The sequence below is a fragment of the Nocardiopsis sp. NPDC055824 genome (assembly GCF_053616335.1).
On the sequence record NZ_JBSHDN010000036.1, the window covers coordinates 17,315 to 41,733 of the forward strand.

The window sequence follows — 24,419 nt, forward strand, 5'->3', positions numbered from 1 at the left end:
CACGGGAGCGCGGCGCCCGCTCCGCCCGGGCCGCAGGAGTGGATCCGGGCCCTCTCGTTCGGGGCGCGGCCCCTGCGACACTCTGGACCGAAACGCCCCACACCTGCCTTGAGCTGGGAATCTCCACAACTCCGCGTCGTTTCGAGCACACACCGGAGCTTCGGGGAAACGGTGTGCACGCAATCCGTCGGCGATCGGGGAGAGGATTCTGGAAGGCAGACGATTTCGCGCACGGAAGGAACTCGTCACGACCGTTCCGCGGCCGTGGCGGAGACCGCTTCTTCCGTCGCGCACGCGTAGGAGCGGTCGCATTCCACGAAGGGCGGGGACGGGCCCGAACCCGTCCCCGCCCGCTCGTGCCGCGGCCGGCCGCACCGGCCCGCCGGCTACTCCTCGACCGGCGCCAGGTCGCCCTGGATCAGCGACAGGATGACGTGGTTGTCCTGGTACTGCTCGTTGTTGGCGGCCGGGTGCTCCTTGTCGAAGGACTGCACCCGCACGCCCTCCACCGCGGGGGCCAGGTACTTGTACGTCCAGATGGGGATGCGCGGCAGGAGTTCGTTGAAGACGATGGCCATCGTCTTCAGGGCCTCCATCTGCTCCTCCTCGGTCTCCGCCTGCTTGGCGACCTCGACCAGCTCGGCCAGGTCGACCTCGCCCTGGGAGGGGCTCTCCACGTTGAGGTCGAACGACTGGCCCGGGGACTCCTCGGTGCCCGAGTTCTCCAGCAGGAAGTTCATCTGGAAGGCGCCCCAGTAGTCGGGGATCTCCGGGTTGCCCCAGTGGCGGACCGCGACCTCGAAGTCACCGGCGCCCCAGATGCCCCAGGGGTTGTCCTGCGGAACGTTTCGGGCGGTGGTGGTGATGCCGAAGTCGTTCCAGGCCTCCTCCACCTGCGTGGAGGTCAGCTCGAAGTCGCCCCAGCCGGCGACGCCGATGATCTCGTAGCTGGCCGGCTCGCCCTCGGAGGTGTGCCAGACGCCGTCCCGTTTGGTCCAGCCCGCCTCCTCCAGGAGTTCGGCGGCCCTGTCCAGGTCCTGGTCGTAGCGCTCGAACCCGGCCAGTTCGTCGGCGGTGAAGATCTCCTCCGCCTGGAGGTCCACCAGCCCCGCGTAGTGCTCGACCCGGGTGTAGCCCTCGCCGCGGGCCACCTGGCCGACGGTGTCGCTGTCGAGGATGTGCGCGAGGGCCTTGCGCACCCGCACGTCCTGGAGCTCGGGCTTGGCGGCGTAGTTGAACATCAGGCCGCAGCCGTCGTAGCCCGCGTGCTCGATCCAGGTGAAGCCCTCCACCCCCTGGAACGCCTGCTGGTCGGCGGCGGAGGGGGCGAGGGTGGAGTAGTCCACCTCGCCCTGCTGCACCAGGAGGGCGGACTGGCGGTTGTCGCCCTTGTGGATGACGACCTCGTCGAACAGCACCTCCGTGCCCTGGTAGCCCTCCTCGTTGCGGACCAGGGTGATCCGCGCGTCGGACATCTGCTCCGGGTCGAAGCGGTACGGGCCGCTGCAGATGATCTCGTCGGGGTTGAACTCGATGAACTCGGCGTTGAACTCCGTGTGCTCGTCGTCGCCCTGGCGGACGCCGTCGGCGACCATCTGCACGGCGCGCTCGCCGAAGTCGGCGTAGGTGGTCTTGCTGACGATGCGGTGCTTGATGATGCTGCGCTCGATGTTGGGGAAGGGGTCGTCGAACCCCAGGCGCACGCTCACCGCGTCCAGCTGCTCCAGCTCCTGGACCTGCGGGAAGCCGACGCCCCACACCGGGGCCTCCAGGACGCGCATGGCGTAGCTCTGGATCATGTCGTCGGAGGTCAGGTCGGTGCCGTCGCTCCACCTCAGGCCCGAGCGCAGGGTGACGATCAGGTTGTCGCCGTCCCACTCGGTGCCCTCCAGGAGCAGGTAGTCCCACTCGTGCGTGCGCCAGTTGTAGATGCCGCCCGTGCACAGGAACAGGTCCTTGTAGACGGAGTTGAGCAGCAGCGCCCCGTCCTCGACGTGGACGTTGCGCGTCTGGGAGTCCAGGTCGTAGTCGAAGACGCCGGTGAACCGGGTGGCGCCGCTCGACGCCCGGTCACCGCCGGCGCAGGAGGTGAGCAGGCCCGCGCCCGCCGCTCCGGCCGCGCCGAACCCGACCGCGCGGAGCAGGCGGCGCCGGCTCAGGTCCCGCATGAGGGGGTTGTCCGAGGGGGTGAAGGTCATTCTTGACTCTTCCTTTCCAGTAGGACGGCGATCAGTCCGAGGGAGAGCACGACGAGGCCGATCACGACGGTGACGACGCTGATGACGAACTCGGCTGAGCCGGGGGGATTCAGTACGGCGAGGAGGGCGCTGGCCAGGGTGAGGAACGCTCCGGCCAGGAGGGCGAAGCGGCCGACGAGGAGGAGCACGTCCTCACTCCCCGGTGACCACGTGGCAGGCGAGCAGGCGGTCGTGGCTGGGCACCAGCGGCGGTCGGAGGGTGTCGCAGGCGCCCTGCGCGTAGAGGGGGCAGCGCGGGTGGAAGTCGCAGCCGGGCGGCAGGTCGGTGAGGTCGGGGATGTCGGCGCTGCGCAGCCGGACCCGCTCCTTGGTCCGGGCCAGGTCGGGGTCCGGCTCGCACACGGCGGAGACGAGGGCGCGGGTGTAGGGGTGCCGGGGGTCGTTGACCACCTGCGGCGTGGGGCCGTGCTCGACGACCTTGCCCAGGTACATGACGGCGATCTCGCCGTCCCACGCGAAGTACTTGGCCACGGCCAGGTCGTGGGTGATGAACAGGAAGCTGACGCCCAGCTCGTCCCGCAGCTTCCCCAGGGTGTTGAGCAGGCTGACGCGGATCGACACGTCCAGCATCGAGGTGGACTCGTCGGCGATGATCACCTCGGGGTTCATCGCGAGCGCACGGGCGACGGCGACGCGCTGGCGCTGGCCGCCGGACATCTGGTGCGGGTACTTGTCGAGGTAGTCCTCGGCGGGGGTGAGGTCGACCCGCTCCAGGAGCTCGGTGACGGCCCGGCGGGCCTCGTGGCGGTCCTTGACCATCTTGTGGCGGCGCAGTCCGGCGGAGACCGTGGAGTAGACGGTGCGCACCGGGTTGAGGGAGGCGTAGGGGTCCTGGTGGATGTACTGGACGGCGCGGCGGAACACGGAGCGCTCGTGCTTGTCCATCGCGGCGACGTCCCTGCCCCGGAAGAGGACGGAGCCCGCGGTGGGGGCGGCGAGTCCCGCGGCCATGCGGGCGCTGGTGGTCTTGCCGCAGCCGGACTCGCCGACCAGGCACAGCACCTGGCCGGGGCGGACCTCCAGGTCGACCCCGGCGACGGCGGGGACGTCGCCGCGCGGGGTGCCGAAGACCTGGTGGACCCCCTTGAGGCTGAGGACGGGCGGGGCGGCCTCGCGCAGGGCGGCGGCCTCCGGTGCGGCCTCGGCGGACGGGCCGCCTCCGTCCGGTCCCTCTGCGGCGGTGGCCGCGCGGTCCGGCCGGGGCGCGGGTGCGGTGCGGTCAATCACGGGTGGCCCCCTCGAGGAGTTCGTGGGTACGCAGGCAGGCCGCGGCGTGGCTCAGCCCCTCGGTGCGGGTCCGGAGCACGTCCAGGGTGGGGCGGGTGTGCGAGCAGGCGTCGACGGCGTGCGCGCAGCGCGGGGCGAAGGAGCAGCCCGGCGGCAGCGCGGTGAGGCTGGGCGGTCCGCCCGGCAGCGACTGCGGGACGGTGAGGTCGCCCGCGACGGGCGGCACGGAGTTGATCAGCGCCGACGTGTAGGGGTGGCGGGCCCGGTAGAAGATGTCGCGGGTGGTGCCGGTCTCGATCATGCGGCCCGCGTACATGGTGCCGACGCGGTCGGCGAGTTCGGCGGCCAGGCCCAGGTCGTGGGTGATGAAGACCATCGCGAACCGCAGTTCGTCGCGGAGTTCGGCGAGGCGCTCGACGATGGAGCGCTGGGTGAGGATGTCCAGCGCGGTCGTGGGCTCGTCGAGGATGAGGAGCTGCGGCTTCAGGGCGAGGGCGAGCGCGATGAGGGCGCGCTGGCGCATGCCGCCGGACAGTTCGTGGGGGAAGCTCCCCAGGACGCGGGCGGGGTCGAGCCGGACCGTCGTGAGCAGGTCGGCGGACTGCTCCAGGATCTCCTTGCGGGGGCGGCGCCGTCCGCCCTCGTGGGCGCGGAAGGTGTCGAGGAAGTGGTCCTCGATGCGCAGCACGGGGTTGAACGCGTTCATGGCGCCCTGGAAGACCATGGCGGCCTCGTTCCAGCGGAACCGGCGCAGGTCCTCCCTGGCGAGGGTGCGGACGTCGACGAGCCGGCCGTCCTTGCGGCGGAACAGGATCTCCCCCGAGGAGACGACGCCCGTGCGCGGGAGCAGCCGGAGCAGGCCGAGGCCGAGGGTGGTCTTGCCGCAGCCGGACTCGCCGACCAGCGCCATGGACTGGCCGGGGTAGAGGTCGAAGGAGACGTCGCGGACGGCGGTGACCCGGGTTCTGCGCCCGGTCCGGTAGCCGACGTCGACGCCGCGGACGGAGAGCAGCGCCCCTTCGGCGGGGCCTCCGGCCGGGGCCTTCCCGGCGGCCGGGGCGGCGGGGTGGTCGGTCACTGGGCTCACCTGTCCCGGAGTCGTGGATTGAGGGCCTGCTCCAGGGACCGGGTCATGGTGACCAGGCCGATCTGGAAGAGCATGATCATCACCATCGGGGCGACCAGGAACGGGGCGGCCTGCGGCAGCAGGAAGGCGTTGTTGTCCCAGGCCTGCTGGATCATCAGCCCCCAGTTGGCGGCGGTGCTCGGCAGGAGGCCGAGCAGGTACATGCCGACGACCGCGTAGATGGCGTTGGTGATGGCGATGATGAAGTTGATGAAGATGTAGCCCGCCATGTTGGGCAGCACCTCGACGAAGACGATGCGGGCGGTGCCCAGGTCCTGGAGGCGGGCGGCCTCGATGAACTCGCGTTCCTTGAGGGTGAGCACCTGGGCGCGGATGGACCGCATGAGGTAGGGCCAGGTGACGAGGCCGATGATGAGCGAGACCATCAGCGGGGACGCGGCGCGGTAGAACGAGGCGATGACCAGCATGAGCACGATGAACGGGATGGTCATCGTGATGTCGGTGAGCTGGAGCAGGAAGTGGTCGACGCGCCCGCGCAGGTAGCCGGCGAGGCTGCCCAGGACGACGGCGATGGCGACGGTGATGAGGGCGGCGGTGAGGCCGACCCAGATGGGCTCGCGTCCGCCCAGCACGAGCTGGATGAACGTGTCCTTGCCCTCGTGGTTGGTGCCGAGCCAGTGCTCGGACGTCATCGGGCCCCAGATCTTGGTGACGTCCGTGGGGTTGTCGGTCTCGATGAGCAGCGGGCCGACGAAGGAGAAGAGCAGGACGCTCAGGACGAGGCAGAGTCCGACGAACCCGCTGGTGCTGCGGGTGATGCCCTGCCAGATGGCGCCCCAGACCCCGACTCCGGGGGCGGCGGTGGTGACGGCCATGGTGCTGTCCCCCTGGTTCTAGTCGCGGATGCGCGGATCGAGGCGGCTGTAGAGCATGTCCGCGACGAGGTTGGCGGCCACCACGCACGAGGTGATGATGATGAGCAGGCCCTGGAGCAGGGGGTAGTCGCGGTAGTTGACCGCGTCGAGGAGGAGTCCGCCGACGCCCTTGTAGACCAGGACCTGTTCGACGAAGATCGCGCCGCCGACGAGGGTGCCGAAGGAGATGGCGATCTGGGCGACCAGGGGCAGCACCGCGTTGCGGCCGACGTAGGCGACGGCGATGCGCCGGTCGCGCAGGCCCCGGGCGCGGGCGACGGTGACGTAGTCCTCGCTGAGGACCTCGGTGGTGGACGCCTTCATGACGAGCATCCAGGTGCCGATGATGGCGAGCACGTAGGTGAGGATCGGCAGTGAGGCGTGGAAGAACGCGTCGCCGATGAATTCGAGGTTGAACCCCGCCTGCACGCCGGGGCTGACGGTGCCGCGCAGTTCGATGGGGTTGAACCAGCCCAGGTACATGCCGCCGCCGACGACGAGCACCATGGCGATGAGGTAGTTGGGCACGGCCCCCAGGACCGAGGCGGCGACGCTGAGCACGTGGTCGAGGAACTGGTTGCGCCGGTAGGCCATGACCATGCCGAGCGCGAGGCCCAGGGCCACCGCGATGACGGTGCCGACGCCGATGCTGAACAGGGTCCAGGGCAGGTAGGCGCCGATGGCGTCCATGACGCTGACGCCGGGCCGGTTGATGGTGTTGCCCATGTCGAACGTGACCAGGCCGACGAGGAAGTCCCACCACTGCTGGTGGAGGGGGGCGTCGACGTCGTAGGCCAGCGAGTTCATGGCGACGGCGCGGGCCTCCTCCATCGTCATGCCGTTCTGGGTGAGGCGTCCGGCCATGACGTCGATGGGGTCGCCGGGCATCGCGCGCCCGAGGAAGAAGGTGACGTTGGCGACGACGAACACCACGACGAGGGCCTTGCGGACCTTGACGACGGCGTAGTGGTTCCAGATCCGCCGCAGTGGCGGGGCGGGGGCGTCGGTGCGCGCCGATGTGGCGTCCCCGGCGCCTGGTGGCGGGGAGGCCGCGATTTCGGTGGCCACGGGGCTCCTTCGGGCAGGGGGTGCGGCTGGTGGCCTGGAGGCGCCACCTTTTATTAGGAAAGTTTCCTAATAAATCGCCACCGTAACCCGAGGGGTGTGGCGTGCACCACCCCCGTGACCAAACGGCGTCTTCCGCGCGACATGATCGGCATCACAAAGCGAACAAACGGGAATAAAACAGCGCATTACCGAAAGTCCTTACGCACCAACGCGTTGTGCTCTGCACAAAAGTGACCAGGTCACAGACCTGGGATCCCGCCGGTCCGGCCCCCGGGAACCCCGGCCCCGTCGGTGTGGAGGCGTCGACGGGGCCGGGGTGCCGAGGAGCCGGAGGGGCCGGCCGCGCCGGGCGGGTCAGCGGGTGAACACGTAGGGGCGCAGGCCGCCCGGCACCCCGGAGGGATCGACGTCGAACTCCGCCCAGACGCGGGTGCCCAGATCCGCCCAGGGGGCGAGGCGCAGGTGTCCCCAGCGGCGGGTGAGGTTCTCGATGAGCAGGAGGCCGCGCCGGCCCTCCGCCTCGTTCCACTCGTCGTCGGTGCGTCCGTGCGGGACAGCGAGCGGATGACCTCGCCGCCCTCCGCCCGGCCGGAGTCGGTGTACTCGACGCCGTTGGCGAAGAGCTCGCTGGCGCACAGGACCACGGTGTCGACCAGGTCGGGGGCGAACCCGGCCAGGTCGGCGGCGAGGTCGGCGCGGACCCGGGCCAGCCGGGAGAGGCTGCCGGGGTAGAGGCGGTGCTCCCAGAAGACGAGGGGGCGCGGTGCGTCGGCGGGCGTCGGGGAGTTCACGCGGGCACCCCCCGGTACTCGCGCCGGGCGGCCGGGACGCGGCAGTCGGAGGGGGCTCGGCGGGCGGCCGGAACCCGGCTGGCGGGGGCGAACCCGTCGAGCGTGCGGGGCTCCTGGCGGGGGCCGGGAGGGGTCCCGGAGCGCCCGCTGGGACGGGCGTCCGGGCGGCGGGGCCGGTGCGGGTCCACTGCCGCAGGCGGGCGTCGGCGCGGGCCTGGACCAGGGCGAGTTCGCGTTCGTGGGCCGCGTAGTAGGGGCGGACGAGGGCGGTCTCCCTGGCGGGCGCAGCCGTGCGCGGTGGCGACAGCGGTCGGGCCGGTGCGGGCGGCGCAGGGGCCGGGCGGTCGGGGGCCGCGCCGACCGGCGGCAGTGCGACCGGGAGCGGGGCGTAGCGGCGGACCCGCGTGGAGCGGCGTCGGCGGCGGAGTGCCCTGGCGGAGTGGCGTCCGCGCGAGGGGGTGAGGAGGGCCTTGGCCGCCCCCAGCGCGCAGCTGAGAAGGGCAGCGCTAAACTGGCGCATGCTGGCAATTCCTTTGAGTTTAAGGGTTGAAGGTTGCTGGCCACGGCCCCGGACGGCGGTTAACCGTCGCGGGGTCATTGTGTGGATGGAGTTGTGGGGCCAGAGTAGGGGCAGGGGTGGGGTGGCGGCGTGCTTTTTCGCGAACTACCCCGGGGTAATATGCGGATCGTCGTTTCCCCGCAGGTCAGGAGAGGCCGGGAGAGGGTGAGAGGGTCGGATCAGGACACCAGCGCCGTCTGAATAATCCGCAATGACGGAATCGTTGGCTTTGTCGGAACGGTGCGAATCTCCTCTTCCCGCGGAAGACAGAGGACACGCTGATTCAGGAGGGGGCTTGGGTCCCGCCCGACGCTTCAGCGTCTTCCCGGGCCGAAGACGGGCTCACCGCGTCCGCCCCCACGCCTTACTGCCAGGTGCGTTTGGCGTTCACCGACTCCTTCTCGCGCAACGCCCTGCTCAAGTCGATGCCTGTCCTGTTCGCGAGAGCCGCGATGTAGATCAGCACGTCGGCGAGCTCCTCCCCCAGGCCGCCCACGGCGCTGTTGGGATCGACGCCGAGCGAGGAGTGTTTGCGCACGGCCTTGCACACCTCGCCTGTCTCCTCCGCCAGCTTCAGGGCCTGTTCGATCAGGGTGCTGTCGGAGAACCCGCGCTCCACCTCCATCTTCGCCACGTAGTCCTGGATCTCTTCCAGGGTGAGCGTGCGCTCGGGTAGCGGCTCCATGTGTGGTCCCTTCTCGGCTGTGAGAGCAGGGACGCTACCAGCGGGGCGTGTGTGGAAGGAGAGGAACCGGTCAGCCCGTGTCCACGGCGTGACCCGCTCCCGACCGAAGAGCCTCGCTCATCCGCCGCGCCGTCGACCGCACCCGAGACCGTGCTCCCTCAGGGACCATCCCAGGCACCGTCTTGTGGCGGACCCGGCTGTCCTTGGGGTCCCACGCCCATGTCCCGACGACTCGGCCGTTGAGGACCACGGTCGGAAGTACCTCCCCGATCTGGTTGAACGCCTTGGACGCTGGCAGGGAACCGAGGTAACGGGTGCGGGTCTCGAAGTAGGCCTTGAGCGCTACGTCCTCGTGCGCCAGCAGGTGCACTCCGCTCTCCTGGCCCCCGGCCTGGGTGAACTCGGTGAACCGGTCCGCTCCCATGACCATCGGGTGCGGTGACCACGCCGGCACCACCACTTGGACGAGCTTCACCCCGGCCCGCACCCAGGCCTGTGCCACGTCGCGGCGTGAAAGCGCGGACCACCAGGTGGCGTCGCGCATACTCACGGGGCCGTACCGATCCAGATAGGCGGACATCAGCGTCTCGGTTCCCTCCTCCCGTCCCATACTGGTGTTCAGCCCCGGGTAGGCGCGCATAGCGAGCGCGAAGGTGCGCTGCTCGCGGTTCCACACCGGAGAACTGTTGGTGTAGGTGAGAACACCCCTCTCCCAAGCGAGTTTGAGGGCCACGCGCACAAGCGCCACGGACCTGCCGTCGACGGCTAGGCGCCGTTCGATGTCCCGGTGCCCGGTCGGGCCGTCCTGGTCGAGCAGAGCGACCAGGTCGGTGGTGGCTGCGGCGACGTCGGCTTCGGAAACGTGGGCGTTGACCACGGCGCGCAGCGCGTCGCGCTCACGGAAGTGGCGGGTGGCTGCGTGAGCGGCCGAGGCCAGGTGCAGGGGCAGGGTATGCAGGGTCTTGCGCATGCACCGCACCGTTACCAGGCCTCGCCGCCCGGCGGGCTTCAACAGTCGGAGAACTTGGGAAGGGTCGCTCACCCGGGCGGCGACGGTCTGGAACGGGGAGGGTAGCCGTGCGGCGTGCAGGCCCAGTGCAAGGTCAGCGGTTTCCTCCACCGACCCGAGGCGGGTGTGGGGTGCCAGCCCTTGCCGGGCCAGCACCCATTGCCACAGCCGGGACGCCTCACCATCGGGCAGGTGGTGGGTGTCCACGATCAATGGTTCGAGTTCGGGGGTCATGGGCGGGAGGTTAACAGCCGTGGCCTTTCCGATCATTCGGAACCGTCATGCTTGCGGACCCCATTCGGCTTCGACGAAGTTCCTCAGTTCGGTGTAGGAGCGCTGGGTCTCCTCCCAGTCGGTCTGCGTCCCCCACCAGTGCCGGTCGTTGTGGTGGATGTGGAACCTCTCCCAGTCCCCGTCGAAACCCGGTTGGACGTGAGTGCCGTGCACCCGGTGCAGGAGAGCGTTGTCGTACACCTCCGTCCCAGGCAGTGGCACAAACCGGAACAGCGATACCCGGCCCAGTTGGGGACGCAGCTCGCGCAACAGAGCGATGGTCTCCCGGGTGGTCTCGGTGTTTTCCCCTGGGTAGCCGTGGATAATGAACGCCTTCGCCTGGATGCCCGCGTTCGCGCTCATGTGAACCGCGCGGCGGATCTTGTCCTGGGTCGTGTTCTTGCGCATCGCCTTCAGCAGACGCTCGCTCCCGGACTCGACGCCGTACTTGACCTCGATGCACCCGGCCTGCGCCATCTTGTCCAACAGCGGCTGGTCCACGGTGTCCACCCGGGAGAGCGCCGACCAGCTCAGCCCAAGGTCGGTGATGTGCTCGCAGATGTCAGCGACCTTGGACTTGTTGACGATGAAGTTGTCGTCCACGATGGCGAAGCCCTCGATGCCGTAGGCCTCGATCATGTGCACCAGCTCCGCGCGAGCCGAGGCGCCGCCCCGGTACTGCATTCGGCGCTGGGCGACCGCGCAGAACGAGCAGGGGAAGGGACAGCCGCGGCTGAACATGGTGTGGGCCATGCGCACGTCGGTTCCGGCCAGCCGGTCGGAGAGGACGAAGTCCTCGGTGGGCAGCAGGTGGCGGGCGGGGTTGGGGAGCCTGTCGATGTCGCGCATCAGGACCCGGGGCGGTGTGCGGACGGGTTGGCCCTCGCCCGGGAACACTACCCCGGCCACCCCGGTGAAGTCGCGGTCGTCGACGTGGTCCAGGAGTTCGAGGATGGTGTCCTCGGCTTCCCCGATCGCGGCCACGTGTGCGTTGAAGTCGGCGAGGGACTCCTCGGGGTAGAAGTTGCAGTGGACTCCGCCCACCATCACCAATGCGCCGGGGGCGAGACTCGCATTCCTGCGAGCCTGGAGCATCAGCCCATAGGTTGCCGAGGACGCCAGACTGAACCCGACGGCGTCGTAGTCGGTCAAGTCCAGACCGGTACGGGTGTGGGTGACGCGTTCAATGGCCACCTGGTGTCCGGCCTGCTCCATGACAGAAGCCAGGTAGAGCACCCCGAACGGTGGGAACTCCCGGCGCCCCTCCTTGTAGCGGGCCATGTCGTACACCTCGGGGTAGAGCAGTACCACCTTCATGTCACCGGTTCCTTTCGGTCTGACGGTTGATAATCACCGCGCTGACCCGGGAAGCCAGCTGGGCCGCGACGACCTCGGGGGGCGAAGATTCGGTGGAGTGCTCCAGGACGGGCAGACCGGCGTGCCGGTACCGTTGCGCTGTCTCAGCGAACAGGGCGCGTTCCCGCTCGGCCTCAGCGGTGTTCGTGTGGTGGAAGCGGCTGTAGTTGCTGCCCCGACCGCGGACCCTGCCAGCGCAGACCTGTGCGGGCGCGGTCAAGAACACGAACAGGTCGGCGGGGCGGGCGTACTGGTACAGGGAGGCGATGAACTCGGGAGCGGCTCCGTCGAGTTGGTCCAGTACGAACGCAGTCGGAACGTAGCGGTCGCACACGACGATCCGACCGGCCAACAGGTGAGGGGTGAGGGTGGTTGCCAAGTGGTGGTAGCGGTCGGCAGCCATCAGGCATGTGAGCGCGAGGCCGTGGATGGTGTGTGTGCTGTGGCGGGCGAGTTCCCCGATGGGGGAGTCGGAGGGCTGCGCTTCGAGGATCGTCCGGTGTCCTGCGGCGTTGAGCAGGCTGTGGAGGTGTCGGGCGGTGGTGGTCTTGCCGACTCCGGATGGCCCATCGAGCGAGACGAGGAATCCGGGGACGGCAGTGTGCGAGGTGTTCAGTTCAAGAGTGTGTTCGTTCCTGTCCACAAGGTCCTCCTGGTGCGGGGGTGGGCACGATCAGGGTGGAATGTTGGGTATGGCATTTCGTCAGGGACGAAGCAGGGATGAGTGCTTCCGCAGTCGTTACATCAGAATCGGGACAAGCAGGTGGCGTCTAGCCCGGTAGCCGGTGCCGCTGATCCAGCTCGCCCCTGCCGCGACCATGCTCTTAGCGAGAACGGTGGTGGTGTGCACTTCACGTGGTCGTGCGCTGGCACCAGTGGCGGATCGCCACCCCCAGGCAGGCGGTGTCCTGGGCCTCGACCCGTCTGCGGGCGGCTTCCAGCCGGGCCTGGGCGGCGTTGAACTGCTGCTGGGCGGCGATCTGTTCCAGGCGGGCCAGACCGGCGGCGGCGTCCGCGGCGGCTCGTTCCCGTTCCTGCATGGTTCGGGACGCGAGGCGTTCGGCGTGCTCGGTGTAGCGGGGCACGAGCGGAGTCCCGTCGCTGGCGTAAGGGGGCCTGGACCGAGTGATCACCAGTGTCCTTCTTCCTGCGGGGCGGGCCCGTTGCAGGCCCGGCTCTGTGGTGTCCAGGCCCCAGTGCGGGCGGGTCAGGGCTGCGGTGTGGTCTTTCCGGTGCGCAGGGTTTCGATGAGGGTCGCGACGTGTCCGGCGTCGCCCATCGCCCCGGTTTCCAGGGCCAGGGCGTGGACCGCCTCCAGTGCGCGGACGACCTCGGTGCTGCCCGTTCCGGCGTTCAGAGCGTGGGTGATCTGTGCCTTGGGGTAGCGGCGGTGCCCGCCCAGGGTTTTGACCGAGGCGAGGCGGCCGTCCTTCTCCCAGCGGGTGACGGTCTTGGGGTCGACACGGAAGAGACGGGCGACTTCGCCGGGGGTGAGCAGGGCGTCGGCGGTCTCGACCAGGTCGGGCAGGGGCGCGGTGGGCACGTGGTTCTCCATCGGTGTCGTTCGTGTCGAGGGGCGGGGGCCGGGTCCGGTCCGGGGAAGTACGACCGGCCCCGGGTCTGAGGGGCGGGGCCGCCGGCCCCCCTTTTCGGCGGCGGCCCCGCGGCCCGGCGCGAACGCACCGGGCGGGGAACCTCCGGGCGCAACGGTGCCGCCCGGAGGAGGTTCTCAGGGGGAGCGGCCGGAGGCGACCGTACGGGTCACGTGCCGCATCTGCCGGGAGAGCCGGTCAGGGTTGGCGCAGCGCAGCGGCGCCACCGTGGCGGGGCCGAGGAAGAACGCCACCCACATACGCAGGGAGTACGACCACATCACCCACCAGTCCGGGTGGTGGTAGGTGAGCGATGCGGCCACCTGCCGGTACTCGCGGTCCTGCCCGGGATGCCACCTCACGGGTTCTCGACCACCGCGCGCACCGTCAACGGCCCCGCCCCGGCGCCCTTCCACGCCCAGTCCCACTCCCAGTACACGGCCAGGTGGTCCACCAGGTGCAGACCGGGAAGCGGAGCCTGCCGGACATCGCCCAGACGCGGGTAGGGGATGACGGTGTCGCCCCGGGGGCCGTTGTCGGTCACGGCGACGCCGACCAGGAACGGGTTGACGTCGATGACCACCCGCACGGTCCCGCCGGGGACCCCCGAACGGGAGTGCTTGCGGGCGTTCGACACCAGCGCCTCGGCCACCAGGAAGACCGGTTTCCTCGCCCGGCGGGAAACCACCGTGGGCACCCACGCGGCCAGGGCGGTACAGCCCCGCTCGTGTCCCAGGAGGATGCCGTGCCGGTGGGGCTCGGAGAACCCGATCCGATGCGGGTACGGCACTTTGGGCTCGGACCCGGGATCTGGCTGCGGTGCCGAAGCGGCGATAGGCTTCAATCGTCTCACCTCGTGTCATTGCGTGACAGGTGGGGCTTTTGCCTCGGAGGCCGCCTCGAATCGGCTTCCGGGGCTCTTTTGTGTCCTTGTGGGCCTATTTCCCTACAGGCAGCAGCGGATAAAACATCGCCCGTCTACCGTCCACCTCAGCCGGGAAGGCCCTTCATCATGAACCTTGCCAACTGAACCGCCTCTCGGTCTATGATTACCGCCCAAGACGGTAAAAGTTCCATGACCAGCGGTTCCGTTGGGTAAGCGAGTGATGCTTTGAGGAAAACGGAGGAGAGCGAAGAAGCTGCACGGCTTCGCTTTGGAAGGATGCTCAGGAAACTCCGAGGTCAGGCAGGGCTCTCTCAGCAGGAACTTGCCGCTCTCGCCACCGTTTCCCAGAGCACGGTCAGCGATTTGGAACTCGGGAAAAAGGGGACGCGTCGGGAACCAGTGGTTCGCCTGGATCACGCTCTTACCGCGCGGGGTGTTCTCATGGACGCGTGGGATGCGGTGTTCTCCGGCTTCGGCATGACCGCGTACTTCCGCGAAGTGGCAGAAGCGGAGCAGACGGCTGTCAAGATCCGTGAGTACTCCCACGGCCTGGTTCCTGGACTGTTCCAAACCGAGGGCTATGTCAGGGCCATCAACGAGATCGCGAAGCCGGAAGCCCCTCAGAGCAGCTTCGATCACATCGTCAAGGCCAGGCAGCATCGTCAACAAGTTCTGGAACAGGCCCACCCACCTGCGTTGATGTTGCTCCTGGACGAAGTGGTGCTTCTGCGCCGCTTCCGTGACCCCCAGGTGATGAAGGACCAAATCAGCCGCCTTATCGACATGTCCCGCCTTCCTCGGGTCAAGATCCAGGTGGTGCCGATCGCGACCGAAGGACATGCGGGCCTGGGCGGGTCCTTTACGCTGATTGAGGTACCGGACAGCCACCCGTTCGTCTACGTCGAAAGCCAGGAGACCGGGGTGTCACTCAAGCAGCAAGAGGTTGTGGCAAGCTACGAGCGGATATTCGCGGACCTGGGAAGCTCCGCTCTGCCGGTACCCGCGTCACGGTCCCGCATGGAAGAGATTCGAGGCAGCATCACATGATGACCGAGGACTGGAACAAGTCCACCTACAGCAACGCGAACGGCGGCAACTGCCTGGAAGCCCGCCGCGATCAGGCCGCGGTCCTGGTGCGCGACACCCAGAACCGGCCGCTCGGCCACCTGGAGGCCCCGGCCCCCGAGTGGACCGCCCTGCTGGCGGCGGTGCGCGGCTGGTAGCCCCCACGAACGCGAAAAACCGCACCCCGTCAGTGTTGGTGACGGGGTGCGGTTCTCGTGTTCAGCCGGTTCAGGCTACCCCGGGCCAGGACACACCACTAGGACCGAAGGCCCCACCCTCCTACCTGCCGCCCAGGTGCTCCGCCCACGCCTCCGCCGCCACGGCCAACGCTTCCAACCGCTTCCCGTCCGGCCGTCACCGCACGACGGCCTGTCTACGACGCATCACGTGCCGGTAGCCTCGCCCCATGTGCTGTCAGAAGCCTGGGGAGGCTGACATGGCGGTGATCCCCGACGGCGGTTGGCGCAAGAGCAGCTACAGCGGTGCTCGCGGAGACTGCGTCGAGGTCAACGGGACCTTGGTCGGTTGGCACACGTCCCCCTACAGCGGCGCCCAAGGTGACTGCGTCGAGGTCAACGAGACGGCCGTCGCCGGTGCGGTGTTCCTGCGCGACACCCGCCACCGCGACCTGGCCACCCTCGCCTTCCCCGGCCGGGAGTGGAGCGCCTTCCTCAACAGGACCGTCCGGATCTGGGCGCGCTGACCGGAAAGGTCCACGGCCCTGACCCTCTCCACCCCCGGTCTCCACCCCGGTCTCCACCCCCGATGATCTTGTACTTATAGCGCAGTTGGGCGTCGAGAACGTCTATAGGTACAAGATCATCGGGGGCGGGGGCGGGGGCGGGGTGCGGGGCGGGGGCCCACACGTACGGGCCGCCCGGGCCACCGACCCCGGCCCGCCGGCCCCGGAGCCTCCGGCGAGCCGACACCGTCGGCGCGGGACGTCACTGTCCGCATCCGGCCATGGGCCGGATCCATGACATTCGTCAATGTTGCACACGTACGTCCGGTTCGTACCGTGGTGCCTCCGAAGCACACGACCCCGTTCCCCCCGGAACGAGACCGAAAGCGGAGGCCACCCCTGTGCGCCGAGCACGCACGATCCCCTTGGCCGCGAGCGTCCTGACGGCCGCCCTCACCACCTCCCTCGCGGCGGCGTCACCCGCCGCGGCCGACCCCGCCGACCCCGCCCCCGCAGACACCGCCCTCGCGCAGTTCTACGACCAGGACGTCGCGTGGGCCCCCTGCGCCGAGGCCGAACTCCCCGGCCTGGAGTGCGCCGACATCGAGGTCCCCCTCGACTACGCGGATCCCGGCGGCACGCGCATCACCGTGGCCGTCAGCCGCGGGACCGCCGACGACGCCGAACGGCGGCGCGGTATCCTCCTCACCAACCCCGGTGGCCCCGGAGGCCACGGGCGCGCCGTCCCCCTCTCCCTCGCGGACAACCCCGCAGCCGGCTGGGCCCTCGGGGACACGCGTGCGGCCGAGGTGTACGACATCATCGGCATGGACCCCCGCGGCACCGGCGCGTCCTCACCCCGCGTGGACTGCGGTGCCGGCCCCCTGCCCTTCTTCACGCGCCCGACCGACGCCGAGTTCTCCGCCATGACCAGGGCCGCGGTCGACTACCAGCGCACCTGCGAGCGCACCCAGGGCGACCTGCTCCCGCACATGAGCACCGCGAACACCGCCCGGGACATGGACGTCATCCGCGCCGCGCTGGGCGAGGAGAAGCTCAACTACCTCGGCGGCTCCTACGGCACGTACCTGGGCGCGGTGTACGGCACCCTCTTCCCCGAGCGGATGGACCGCAGCGTCCTGGACTCCGCCACCCGCCCCGAGGGCGTGTCGCGCGACGCTCTCATGGGCCAGGCCCCGGCCTTCAGCGCCAACATGGACCGGTACGCGGCCTGGCTCGCCGAGCACGACGACCTGTACGGCTTCGGTACCACCGCGGACGACGTGCGGGAGACGCTCGACGCCACCTCCGCGCGGCTCCGGGAGGAGCCGCTCGGCGAGGACTCCCCCATGCCGGGGTACGAGAACAACTTCTTCGACATGGACATCGGCTTCCACGCGCGGTTCCAGGCCTCGTGGGACGCGTTCGCCTCGTTCCAGTGGTTCCTCGTCAACGACGAGCCGCTGCCCGAGGGGTACGAAACCCTGAGCATCGCCTACAGCCCTGTGGTGGGCGACACCTTCACGCCGGACCTCCAGACCGCGGTCCTGTGCGAGACGGAGTGGCCCGGCCGGCTCAGCGTGTACCGGGAGGACAGCCGCGTGTACCGGGAGGAGCACCCCTACGGGAGCGGCGCGGGGTGGGCCTCCCCCCACCCGTGCGCCTTCAGCACCGTCGACCGGCCCGAACCCGCGGTCGACGCCGAGCGCGACGGCTACCCGCGGGGCCTGGTCATCGCCGGTGAGCTGGACGCCAACACCCCCTACGAGGACGGCGTGGCCATGGCCGAACGCCTGGACAACCCGCTGGTCACGGTGGCCGGGGACGGCGGGCACGGCTTCTACCACTCCTTCGGCCTGCCGTGCGTGAGGGACGCCGTGGACGCCTACCTGGTGGACGGCGAGGCCCCGGCCGACGTCACCTGCCAGGGCCTTCCGCCCGCGGAACCGGCCCCGGCGGCCGAGACCGCCGAGGCGTTCGCGCAGGAACCGGCCGAGCCCGTCGCCCCGCTGCTCCTGCCCGCCACGGGCGGCTCCGGGGTCTGACCGGGAACCGGTCCGGGGGAGGGGACGACCTGAGCCCCTCCCCCGGAGAACGCGAACGGCCCGCACCGTGCGGTGCGGGCCGTTCGTCATGCGGTGCGGACCGGGACCGGTAAGGGCCGGGTCCCGTGCTCGTCGTGCGCCTGCCGGAGGCATGTCCGGGGCCGCGGACGAGGTCCGCCGGGAAGGATCCTGTGCTTGTCGCGGGGTTCGTCGCAGTTGCCCGCGACAAGGACAGGAGCCGGGTCGTGCCGCAGGACCGGAGCGCTGTCCGGTCCCGGCGCTAGTACGCGGCGCCCGCGAGGGTGCCCTCGACCTGGCCGGCCATGTCGTAGGCCAGGCAGAGGACCTCGCGGTCGCCCAGGTTCCAGCCCTCCTCGACGGGGTACAGCGGCGTGTAGTCGATGCCGGACTCGGCGTAGGCCATGCCCACCCAGGCGTCGAAGGCGTCGAGGCAGATGGTGTTGGCGGCCTCCTGGACGGCGGTGTCGCCCGGGTAGTCGCCCGACTCCGCGATGTCCTCCACGTGGTAGACCTCGTAGTCGTGGGGCTCTGCGCAGTCGATGATGGGAACCTCGGAGATCTGGTCGTCCGTGTTCTGCGTCATCTCGTTCAGGCAGTCGCCCAGACCGACGTTGAAGACGTCCGTGTCGGAGGCGCCGGCGGGCTCCTCGGACTCCACGGGCTCCGGGGCGGGGGTCTCGGGGGTCTCGCTGGTCTCGACCGGTTCGGGGGAGACCTCGGCCCCGCCGGTGAGGGCGGGGGGCAGCAGGGGAAGCTGGCCACATGCGGAGAGGGACAGCGAGGCGCCGACGGCCAGGATCCCGATAGTGATGCGGCCGAGCAGCGGGCGGCGCGTTGCGGACATGAGTAGTACTCCACCAGTTCGAGGGTTGCTTGCTACCGACTCGGGGGAGGGTCGGCGACATGTATCAAGATGCACGTGACACGGAGAAGGTTTCAGCCCAAGACGGGGCGAATCAGAATTTTTGAATTCTCCGGTCGCGACGTGCTCTCCATCGCCGCAGGTGAACAGCGGCGCGGGGCGGCGCGGGCTGGAGCAGGGCCCGTCACCGGAGGTGCGCGGTACTCGCGGGTCCAGCGGGTTCAGCAGGTCTAGCGGTTGGCGCCGGAGAGGGTGCCGGTGACCATCTCACCGCTGGTGGTCAGGTAGCAGGCGACCTCGCGGTCGTCCATCTGGTTCCAGCTCTCCTCGGTCGGGAAGAGCGCGCCGGCGTAGATCTCGGACTCTTCGTAGGAGACGCCGACGAAGTCGGTGAAGTTGTCCCCGTAGCAGATCTCCTCCGTGGAGGCGTTGACCGACTCCGTGCCCGGGAAGTCGCCCTCGGGCAGGTCCTCGGTGTAGTAGACCTCGGCGTCGTGCTCCTCGGTGCACTCGACCAGGGGGACGTCGCTGACCTCGCCCGTGGCGAAGGCCGCGTCCATCTCGGACTCGACGAAGCAGTCGCCGACGCTGATGTCGAAGACGTTGCCGCCGCCGATGAGGGAGGTGATGGCGCCGCAGCCGCTGAGGGCGAGGACGGAGCCGAGGGCGAGCGCGGACAGACCGGTGGCGCGCAGGACGGGGGAAACAGACATGGGGATTCTCCGGGGTTGGTACAAGGGGTTCTTGCCTCTCCGAGAGAGGCGGCAGAAACGCAACATTTCCCCACCAGGGGATTTATGTCAATCTCATTAGGGAGGTCACCTCATGAGACCGAACGGTCACGATGCGCATTGACTGAGCTGCGATGCCGTGGACCCAAGGGGATCTCGGGCACCGAACGCAGGAGACCATCCGGCTACGACAGTTCGACGTGCCGCACATCACCACCGACCGCTGCCGGAAGCGGCGAACGACCCCCCGAAAGGGACGCCGTTCCGCACGGGACGCCAAGGGCACAGAATGCGTCAGCGCGAATTCGGGGAGTAGGGAAAGGAGGACGCGAAAAACAGGGAAAGGGCGATCGGCGAATTCGGTCCCGGGAAAGCACGAGACCCCGATCGGAATCGATCGGGGTCTCGGATCGTGTGCGTCATCAGGGACTTGAACCCCGAACCCGCTGATTAAGAGTCAGCTGCTCTGCCAATTGAGCTAATGACGCCCGCCGCTCCCGGGTGCCGGACCGTGGCCCGTACCCCCTGGCGACGTCGTTAACTCTAGCAGGACCGCGGGGCGGTCGCGAACCGGTTCCGGACCGACCGGCGGGTCCGCCCCGTGCCGCCAGAGCCCGACAGGGGTCCTAGGAGAAGGCCAGGACCAGCGCGACGACCACCGCGATCGCCAGGACCACGCCGACGCCCGCCAGCACCAGCGGCAGGATCGGGCGGCGCGCGGGCTCCTCGGGCTCCGGGTTCTCGTCGACGAAGCGGCGGAAGTGCTGGGTGTTGCCCGCCGGGTCCAGGTTGGGATCATTGTTCTGTGTCATGGGGTTGACACTAGCGACTCGTGCGACCCCAGCGGACCCCCGTAGACAAATCCGACCGATTTCACCACCGGTGCTTGGTTTTCCGTTCGCGCCGCGTCCACGGGCCGCCACGCTCCGCCCACCTCCCGGCCAACCGCAGGGCGGGCAGTCCTCATCCGGGTGAAAGCCGAACGTAAGACGCCTGTCCCACACTTGTGCCGGGCGGGTCCGCTCCGACCGGTACTTCCCCGCGGCCGTGGCGGCCCGTCCCGGGCCCGGTACGCAGCACGGCGGCCATCCGGGCCGTGGGAGTGACGCCGCGTGCCGGGCCCGCCTCCTCAAGGCTCCGCACCAGCTCCGAGCCGGACGCGTGCGGGTTGGTGTCGAACCAGGCCACGGCCATCCGCAGCGGCAGCGGCAGGTATCCCGCCAGGTGGGCGAGGCGCCGCAGCACCGTCTCCCGGCACCGGTCCGCACCGATCTGTGAGCGGAGCAGTTCGACGGCGGCCCCCGGCGGCAGCGCCCCCACCGGGAGCGCGCGGAGCCCGTCGCGCACCAGCAGGTCGGTCAGCCAGTTCCGGCTGGTGACCACCGCGGCGCAACCGGCGCCGCCGGGCAGCAGGGGCCGCACCTGGCGGCTGGTGGCCGCGTTGTCCAGGATCAGCAGGACGCGTCTGCGCGCCAGGAGCGTGCGGACGCGGGCCGCGGCGTCCTCGGCGTCCAGGATGCCCGTGCCGTGCCACCCCGAGGACAGGGAGCGCACCAGCCGGCGCAGGACCTCGGCCGTGTCGCGCGGGGAGCCGTCGCCGTCGCGCAGGTTGACGTACAGCTGGCCGTCCGGGAAGTGCGGCGCCACCGCGTGCGCCCAGCGCAGCGCCAGGGCGCTGCTCCCCGCCCCGGCCGGGCCGCGCACGAGCACGCTGCCGGGGGTGCCCCCGCGCGGGTCGACGAGCCGGTCGAGTTCGGCCAGGGCCCCGTCGCGCCCCACCAGGACGGCGGGGGCGGAGGGCAGCTCGGAGGGCGTGACGGAGCCGGGCACCCTGGCGGGGGGCCGGACCGGATCGGGCGCCGGCTCCTCCGCCCGGACGCACCGGCCCGCGGGTCCCCCCGGGGCCGCGTCCGCGCCGGCGCAGGCGCCGGTGTCCTCCGCGGGCGTCCCCGCGCCGCGGACCAGGGCCCTCTGGCGCGGGATGCGCGCGAGCGGGTCGCGGTGCGCGTCGTGCCCCGGGGGCCGCGCGGGCCCGTGCTCCGACGGGGGGTCCAGGTCCCCGCGCAGGATGCCGTGGAAGGTCTCCTGGAGTTCGCGTCCCGGGTCGGCGCCGAGGCGCTCGACCAGGGCGTCGCGGGTGCGCGCGTACACACGCAGGGCCTCGCTGGGACGGCCGCTGCGGTAGAGGGCGATCATCTGGACGCGGATGAGGGGCTCGCGCTCGGGGTGGTCGGTGGCGATCGGCCGGATCTGGTCGGCCACCCGCTCGTGGTCGCCGCGCGCCAGGGCCCCGCCGAAGCCCTCCTCCGCGGCGCGCAGCAGCTCCTCGGTGAGGGGAGGCACGTCGCGGGAGTGCAGGACGGGGCTGGCCACGTCGGCCAGGACCGGGCCGCGCCACAGGCCCAGGGCCCGGATGAGGAGTTCGGTGCGGGCCCCGCGGTCGCCCCGCGCCGCGGCGTCGGCCGCGCTCCCGACCAGTGCCCGAAAGCGCAGGAGGTCGGACTGCTCCTCGGCGAGGTCGATGCGGTAGCCGCCGTTCCCGCCGCGGATGAGCGGCGTGCCGCAGTGGTGCTCGAACAGCGCGCGGGCACGGGCGACGTGGACCTGGAGGGCGCTGCGGTTGGCCTGGGTGGGCGGGGCGTCCCAGATCCGCTCGACGAGGTGGGCGGTGGGGACGGTGCTCCCCGCGTTGAGGAGGAGCGAGGCGAGCAGGGCGCGGCGCTTGTCCCCGCGCAGGTTCAGCGGCACCCCTGCGACCTCGACGCCGAACTGCCCCAGCAGCCCGACGTGGAGCCCCCCGGCCCCGCGGTCGACCGGCCGCGTGCCGGCCGTCGCGCCGGTCCCGGCGGCCGATCCGGACCGCCGTCCTTCCGAGTCGCTCGGCGACACGGCACCATCCCCCCTGGCGGGTTGCGCGCGTGACGGATGAACCGCGACGCCCCCGCCCCCAGGGTGCCGCCTGAGCTGGGATCCCGCAATCGGAGGGTGGATACTTGCTGCCGCGACCGTCCCTTGAAATCCTTGATTCTCCCGCTTTTTCCCTCCACTGCGTTGACTCTGCACCACGACCGAAAGAAACTTTCCTCCATGGCGCAAATTCCGAAGCCTTCGGGCGACCTACCGGAGACCGGGGCGCTCTCCGTCTCGCCCGTCCCCACGACGGTGCTCCGCATACGGTCGCTCCTGCCCTCCCTCGCGCCCGCCGAGCGGCGGGTCGCCCAGCGCGTCATCGACGACCCCGAGAGGGCCGCGGCCTCCTCCATCACCCAGCTCGCCAAGGACTGCGCCACCTCCGAGGCGACGGTGATCCGGTTCTGCCGCACCATCGACTTCAGCGGGTACCGGGAGCTGCGCCTGGCGCTGGCCACGGAGGCCGGGCAGGCCCGCGGCGCCCGCTCCGGCTCCCCCGAGCTGTCCAGCGACATCAACCCCGACGACACGCTCGTCACGGTGGTCCAGAAGATCGCCTACACCGACGCGCGCGCCGTCGAGGAGACCGGGGCGGCCCTGGACGTGGACGTCCTGCGCACGGTCATCGACACGATGGCGGGCGCGCGGCGCATCGACGTGTACGGGGTGGGGGCGAGCGCGTTCGTCGGCGCCGACCTCCAGCAGAAGCTGCACCGGATCGGGATGACCTCGTTCGCGTGGTCCGACGCGCACGTCATGCTCACCAGCGCCGCCCTCCTCGACGAGCGGGACGTCGCCATCGGCATCTCCCACTCCGGCTCGACCATCGACACGGTCCAGGCGCTGACCGAGGCGGGCAGGCGAGGGGCGCGGACCGTCGCCATCACCAACTTCCCCCGGTCCGCGATCGGGTTCGCCGACCACGTGCTGACCACGGCGGCGCGGGAGACCACGTTCCGGTCCGGGGCGACCGCGAGCAGGCTCGCCCAGCTGACCGTCGTGGACTGCCTGTTCGTGGGCCTGGCCCAGAGCCGCTACACCGACAGCCGCACCGCGTTGGAGACCACCTTCGAGGCTGTGCGGGGCCTGCGGATCAACGACGACCGCAGACGCCGCCGGGGGGACTCCCCCGGCAGCAGGAGCACCGACGGAAACGACGACTGACCGGCGCGCGTCCGGCCCCGTCGCCCGGTTTCCCGGCGGTGGGCCGGGCTCGGCCCTACGGAAAGGAACGGCACGGGTGCGGACCGAACAGGAGAGCGCGGTACACGGCGGCGGGGAAGACGTCCCCCGGCCCCCCGGCGACCCGGAGGGCGGTGGGGCCGTGATCGTGCGCGCCCCCACAGAAGAGCGCAACTCCGGCACGTACGACATCGACCTGCTCCCGGCGCTCGACATCCTGCGGCAGATCAACGCCGAGGACACCACGGTCCCCGCGGCCGTGGGCGCGGTCCTGCCCGAGCTGGCGCGGGCCGTGGAGCTGGGGGTGGCCGCCCTGGAGGGCGGGGCGGCCATCCACTACTTCGGCGCGGGCACCTCGGGGCGGATCGCCGCGCAGGACGCCGCCGAGCTGCCGCCGACGTACGGCGTGCCCGCCGAGTGGGTGGTGGCGCACCACGCGGGCGGCGGCGAGGCGCTGGCACGGGCCGTGGAGGGGATCGAGGACGACTGGGAGTCCGGCCGGATCGACGCCGCGGGCGTGTCCGAAGGCTCCCTCGTGGTGGGGCTGGCCGCGAGCGGCCGCACCCCGTACGTGGGGGGAGCCCTGGAGGCGGCCAGGGAGCGCGGGGCGTCGACGGTGCTGATCAGCGCGAACCCCGGGGCGTCGCTCGCCTCGGCCGCGGACGTGCACGTGGGCGTCTCCACGGGCGCGGAGGTGATCGCCGGGTCCACGCGCATGAAGGCCGGCACGGCGCAGAAGCTCGCCCTGAACGCGTTCTCCACCGCGGTGATGGTGCGCATGGGCCGGACGTTCTCGAACCTGATGGTGGGCGTGGACGCCACCAACGGCAAGCTGCGGGGCCGGGTGGTGACCATCCTGACGCAGGCCACCGGCCTGGGCGAGAAGGCGTGCGCGGAGGCCCTCAACGCCGCCGGCGGCGACACCCGGGTGGCGCTCGTGTCGCTCCTGGCCGACGTGGACGCGGCCGGTGCCGCGCGGGCCCTGGGCTCGTCGAAGGGGCGGGTGCGCGACGCCCTCGGGAAGCGGCACCGTGCGCACCACGCTCTCCGCCGCCGCCCAGCGCGCAGCCGAACAGGCGGTGGCCGGGCGGGCGGAGGCCTCCGTGGTGGCGCTGCGGCCCAGTACCGGGGGGATCCTGGCCGTGGCCGACCACCGCGCGGACGGCTTCGAGGCGTCCTTCCTCGGCCAGCTCGCGCCCGGGTCGACGATGAAGAT

General features: G+C 70.5%; 22 protein-coding genes, 1 tRNA gene and 3 pseudogenes. 6 read left to right on the plus strand and 20 right to left on the minus strand.

Annotation, left to right across the window (positions count from 1 at the left end):
• Positions 1 to 386: 386 nt before the first annotated feature.
• From ACWGL3_RS10600 to ACWGL3_RS10670, 15 genes and pseudogenes are all read right to left on the minus strand, one after another.
• Positions 387 to 2,198 carry an ABC transporter substrate-binding protein gene (locus tag ACWGL3_RS10600; RefSeq protein ID WP_452461182.1) on the minus strand — a complete coding sequence of 604 codons (1,812 nt, stop codon included), beginning with the start codon at positions 2,196 to 2,198 and terminating at the stop codon, positions 387 to 389.
• Entirely contained in the window at positions 2,195 to 2,386 is a 192-nt protein-coding gene (locus ACWGL3_RS10605; protein WP_344183895.1) for a hypothetical protein, read from the minus strand. Before ACWGL3_RS10605 ends, ACWGL3_RS10600 begins: the two co-directional genes overlap by 4 nt.
• A gap of 4 nt (positions 2,387 to 2,390) precedes the next feature.
• Entirely contained in the window at positions 2,391 to 3,485 is a 1,095-nt protein-coding gene (locus ACWGL3_RS10610; protein WP_412759594.1) for an ABC transporter ATP-binding protein, read from the minus strand.
• A complete protein-coding gene (locus tag ACWGL3_RS10615) occupies positions 3,478 to 4,563 on the minus strand; it encodes an ABC transporter ATP-binding protein (RefSeq protein ID WP_267946185.1) in 1,086 nt (361 codons plus the stop codon). The genes ACWGL3_RS10610 and ACWGL3_RS10615 overlap by 8 nt, the downstream gene beginning before the upstream one ends.
• Before the next feature lie 5 nt (positions 4,564 to 4,568).
• Positions 4,569 to 5,447: an ABC transporter permease gene (locus ACWGL3_RS10620; protein ID WP_267946186.1), complete on the minus strand. Its 879-nt coding sequence runs from the start codon at positions 5,445 to 5,447 to the stop codon at positions 4,569 to 4,571.
• 18 nt (positions 5,448 to 5,465) lie between these two features.
• Entirely contained in the window at positions 5,466 to 6,554 is a 1,089-nt protein-coding gene (locus ACWGL3_RS10625) for an ABC transporter permease (RefSeq protein ID WP_267946187.1), read from the minus strand.
• A 354-nt stretch (positions 6,555 to 6,908) separates the two neighbouring features.
• Positions 6,909 to 7,345 (minus strand): annotated as a pseudogene (locus ACWGL3_RS10630) (ATP-binding protein).
• Positions 7,346 to 8,268: 923 nt separating this feature from the next.
• A complete protein-coding gene (locus tag ACWGL3_RS10635) occupies positions 8,269 to 8,589 on the minus strand; it encodes a MazG nucleotide pyrophosphohydrolase domain-containing protein (protein ID WP_267946190.1) in 321 nt (106 codons plus the stop codon).
• A 70-nt stretch (positions 8,590 to 8,659) separates the two neighbouring features.
• A complete protein-coding gene (locus ACWGL3_RS10640) occupies positions 8,660 to 9,832 on the minus strand; it encodes a DNA glycosylase AlkZ-like family protein (protein WP_267946191.1) in 1,173 nt (390 codons plus the stop codon).
• Between the two features lie 45 nt (positions 9,833 to 9,877).
• A complete protein-coding gene (locus ACWGL3_RS10645) occupies positions 9,878 to 11,188 on the minus strand; it encodes a B12-binding domain-containing radical SAM protein (protein ID WP_267946192.1) in 1,311 nt (436 codons plus the stop codon).
• Between the two features lies 1 nt (position 11,189).
• Complete coding sequence (locus ACWGL3_RS10650; RefSeq protein ID WP_267946193.1) at positions 11,190 to 11,870, minus strand: dTMP kinase; 681 nt, start codon at positions 11,868 to 11,870, stop codon at positions 11,190 to 11,192.
• Positions 11,871 to 12,078: 208 nt separating this feature from the next.
• Positions 12,079 to 12,360 (minus strand): hypothetical protein, encoded by a 282-nt coding sequence (locus ACWGL3_RS10655; RefSeq protein WP_267946194.1) that lies wholly within the window; start codon positions 12,358 to 12,360, stop codon positions 12,079 to 12,081.
• Between the two features lie 212 nt (positions 12,361 to 12,572).
• Positions 12,573 to 12,782: pseudogene (locus ACWGL3_RS10660) on the minus strand (BldC family transcriptional regulator); the annotation flags it as partial.
• 174 nt (positions 12,783 to 12,956) lie between these two features.
• Complete coding sequence (locus ACWGL3_RS10665; protein ID WP_452461183.1) at positions 12,957 to 13,181, minus strand: hypothetical protein; 225 nt, start codon at positions 13,179 to 13,181, stop codon at positions 12,957 to 12,959.
• Entirely contained in the window at positions 13,178 to 13,609 is a 432-nt protein-coding gene (locus ACWGL3_RS10670; RefSeq protein ID WP_452461184.1) for an ATP-binding protein, read from the minus strand. The genes ACWGL3_RS10665 and ACWGL3_RS10670 overlap by 4 nt, the downstream gene beginning before the upstream one ends.
• 372 nt (positions 13,610 to 13,981) lie before the next feature.
• On the opposite strand from ACWGL3_RS10670, the gene ACWGL3_RS10675 reads away from it, so the two are divergent.
• From ACWGL3_RS10675 to ACWGL3_RS10690, 4 genes are all read left to right on the plus strand, one after another.
• Positions 13,982 to 14,752, plus strand: a complete 771-nt coding sequence (locus ACWGL3_RS10675; protein ID WP_452461185.1) for a helix-turn-helix domain-containing protein — start codon at positions 13,982 to 13,984, stop codon at positions 14,750 to 14,752.
• Positions 14,749 to 14,928 carry a DUF397 domain-containing protein gene (locus ACWGL3_RS10680; protein ID WP_267946198.1) on the plus strand — a complete coding sequence of 60 codons (180 nt, stop codon included), beginning with the start codon at positions 14,749 to 14,751 and terminating at the stop codon, positions 14,926 to 14,928. The genes ACWGL3_RS10675 and ACWGL3_RS10680 overlap by 4 nt, the downstream gene beginning before the upstream one ends.
• 278 nt (positions 14,929 to 15,206) lie before the next feature.
• Complete coding sequence (locus ACWGL3_RS10685) at positions 15,207 to 15,473, plus strand: DUF397 domain-containing protein (protein WP_267946199.1); 267 nt, start codon at positions 15,207 to 15,209, stop codon at positions 15,471 to 15,473.
• 404 nt (positions 15,474 to 15,877) lie between these two features.
• Positions 15,878 to 17,497: an alpha/beta hydrolase gene (locus tag ACWGL3_RS10690; RefSeq protein WP_452461186.1), complete on the plus strand. Its 1,620-nt coding sequence runs from the start codon at positions 15,878 to 15,880 to the stop codon at positions 17,495 to 17,497.
• A gap of 280 nt (positions 17,498 to 17,777) precedes the next feature.
• Here ACWGL3_RS10690 and ACWGL3_RS10695 read toward each other — a convergent pair whose 3' ends face one another.
• The 5 genes from ACWGL3_RS10695 to ACWGL3_RS10715 form a co-directional block, all read right to left on the minus strand.
• Positions 17,778 to 18,362: a septum formation family protein gene (locus tag ACWGL3_RS10695; RefSeq protein ID WP_267946201.1), complete on the minus strand. Its 585-nt coding sequence runs from the start codon at positions 18,360 to 18,362 to the stop codon at positions 17,778 to 17,780.
• Between the two features lie 248 nt (positions 18,363 to 18,610).
• Positions 18,611 to 19,093 (minus strand): septum formation family protein, encoded by a 483-nt coding sequence (locus ACWGL3_RS10700; protein WP_267946202.1) that lies wholly within the window; start codon positions 19,091 to 19,093, stop codon positions 18,611 to 18,613.
• Between the two features lie 433 nt (positions 19,094 to 19,526).
• Positions 19,527 to 19,599, minus strand: a tRNA-Lys gene (locus ACWGL3_RS10705).
• 138 nt (positions 19,600 to 19,737) lie between these two features.
• Entirely contained in the window at positions 19,738 to 19,923 is a 186-nt protein-coding gene (locus ACWGL3_RS10710; protein WP_267946203.1) for a hypothetical protein, read from the minus strand.
• A 151-nt stretch (positions 19,924 to 20,074) separates the two neighbouring features.
• Positions 20,075 to 22,000, minus strand: coding sequence for an AfsR/SARP family transcriptional regulator (locus ACWGL3_RS10715; protein ID WP_431061445.1), 1,926 nt, complete (start codon positions 21,998 to 22,000; stop codon positions 20,075 to 20,077).
• A 198-nt stretch (positions 22,001 to 22,198) separates the two neighbouring features.
• Here ACWGL3_RS10715 and ACWGL3_RS10720 point away from each other — a divergent pair, with 198 nt between their 5' ends.
• On the plus strand, positions 22,199 to 23,185 hold the full coding sequence (locus ACWGL3_RS10720; RefSeq protein ID WP_267946204.1) for a MurR/RpiR family transcriptional regulator: 987 nt from the start codon (positions 22,199 to 22,201) through the stop codon (positions 23,183 to 23,185).
• A 76-nt stretch (positions 23,186 to 23,261) separates the two neighbouring features.
• Positions 23,262 to 24,227: pseudogene (locus tag ACWGL3_RS10725) on the plus strand (N-acetylmuramic acid 6-phosphate etherase); the annotation flags it as partial.
• Positions 24,228 to 24,419 lie beyond the last annotated feature (192 nt).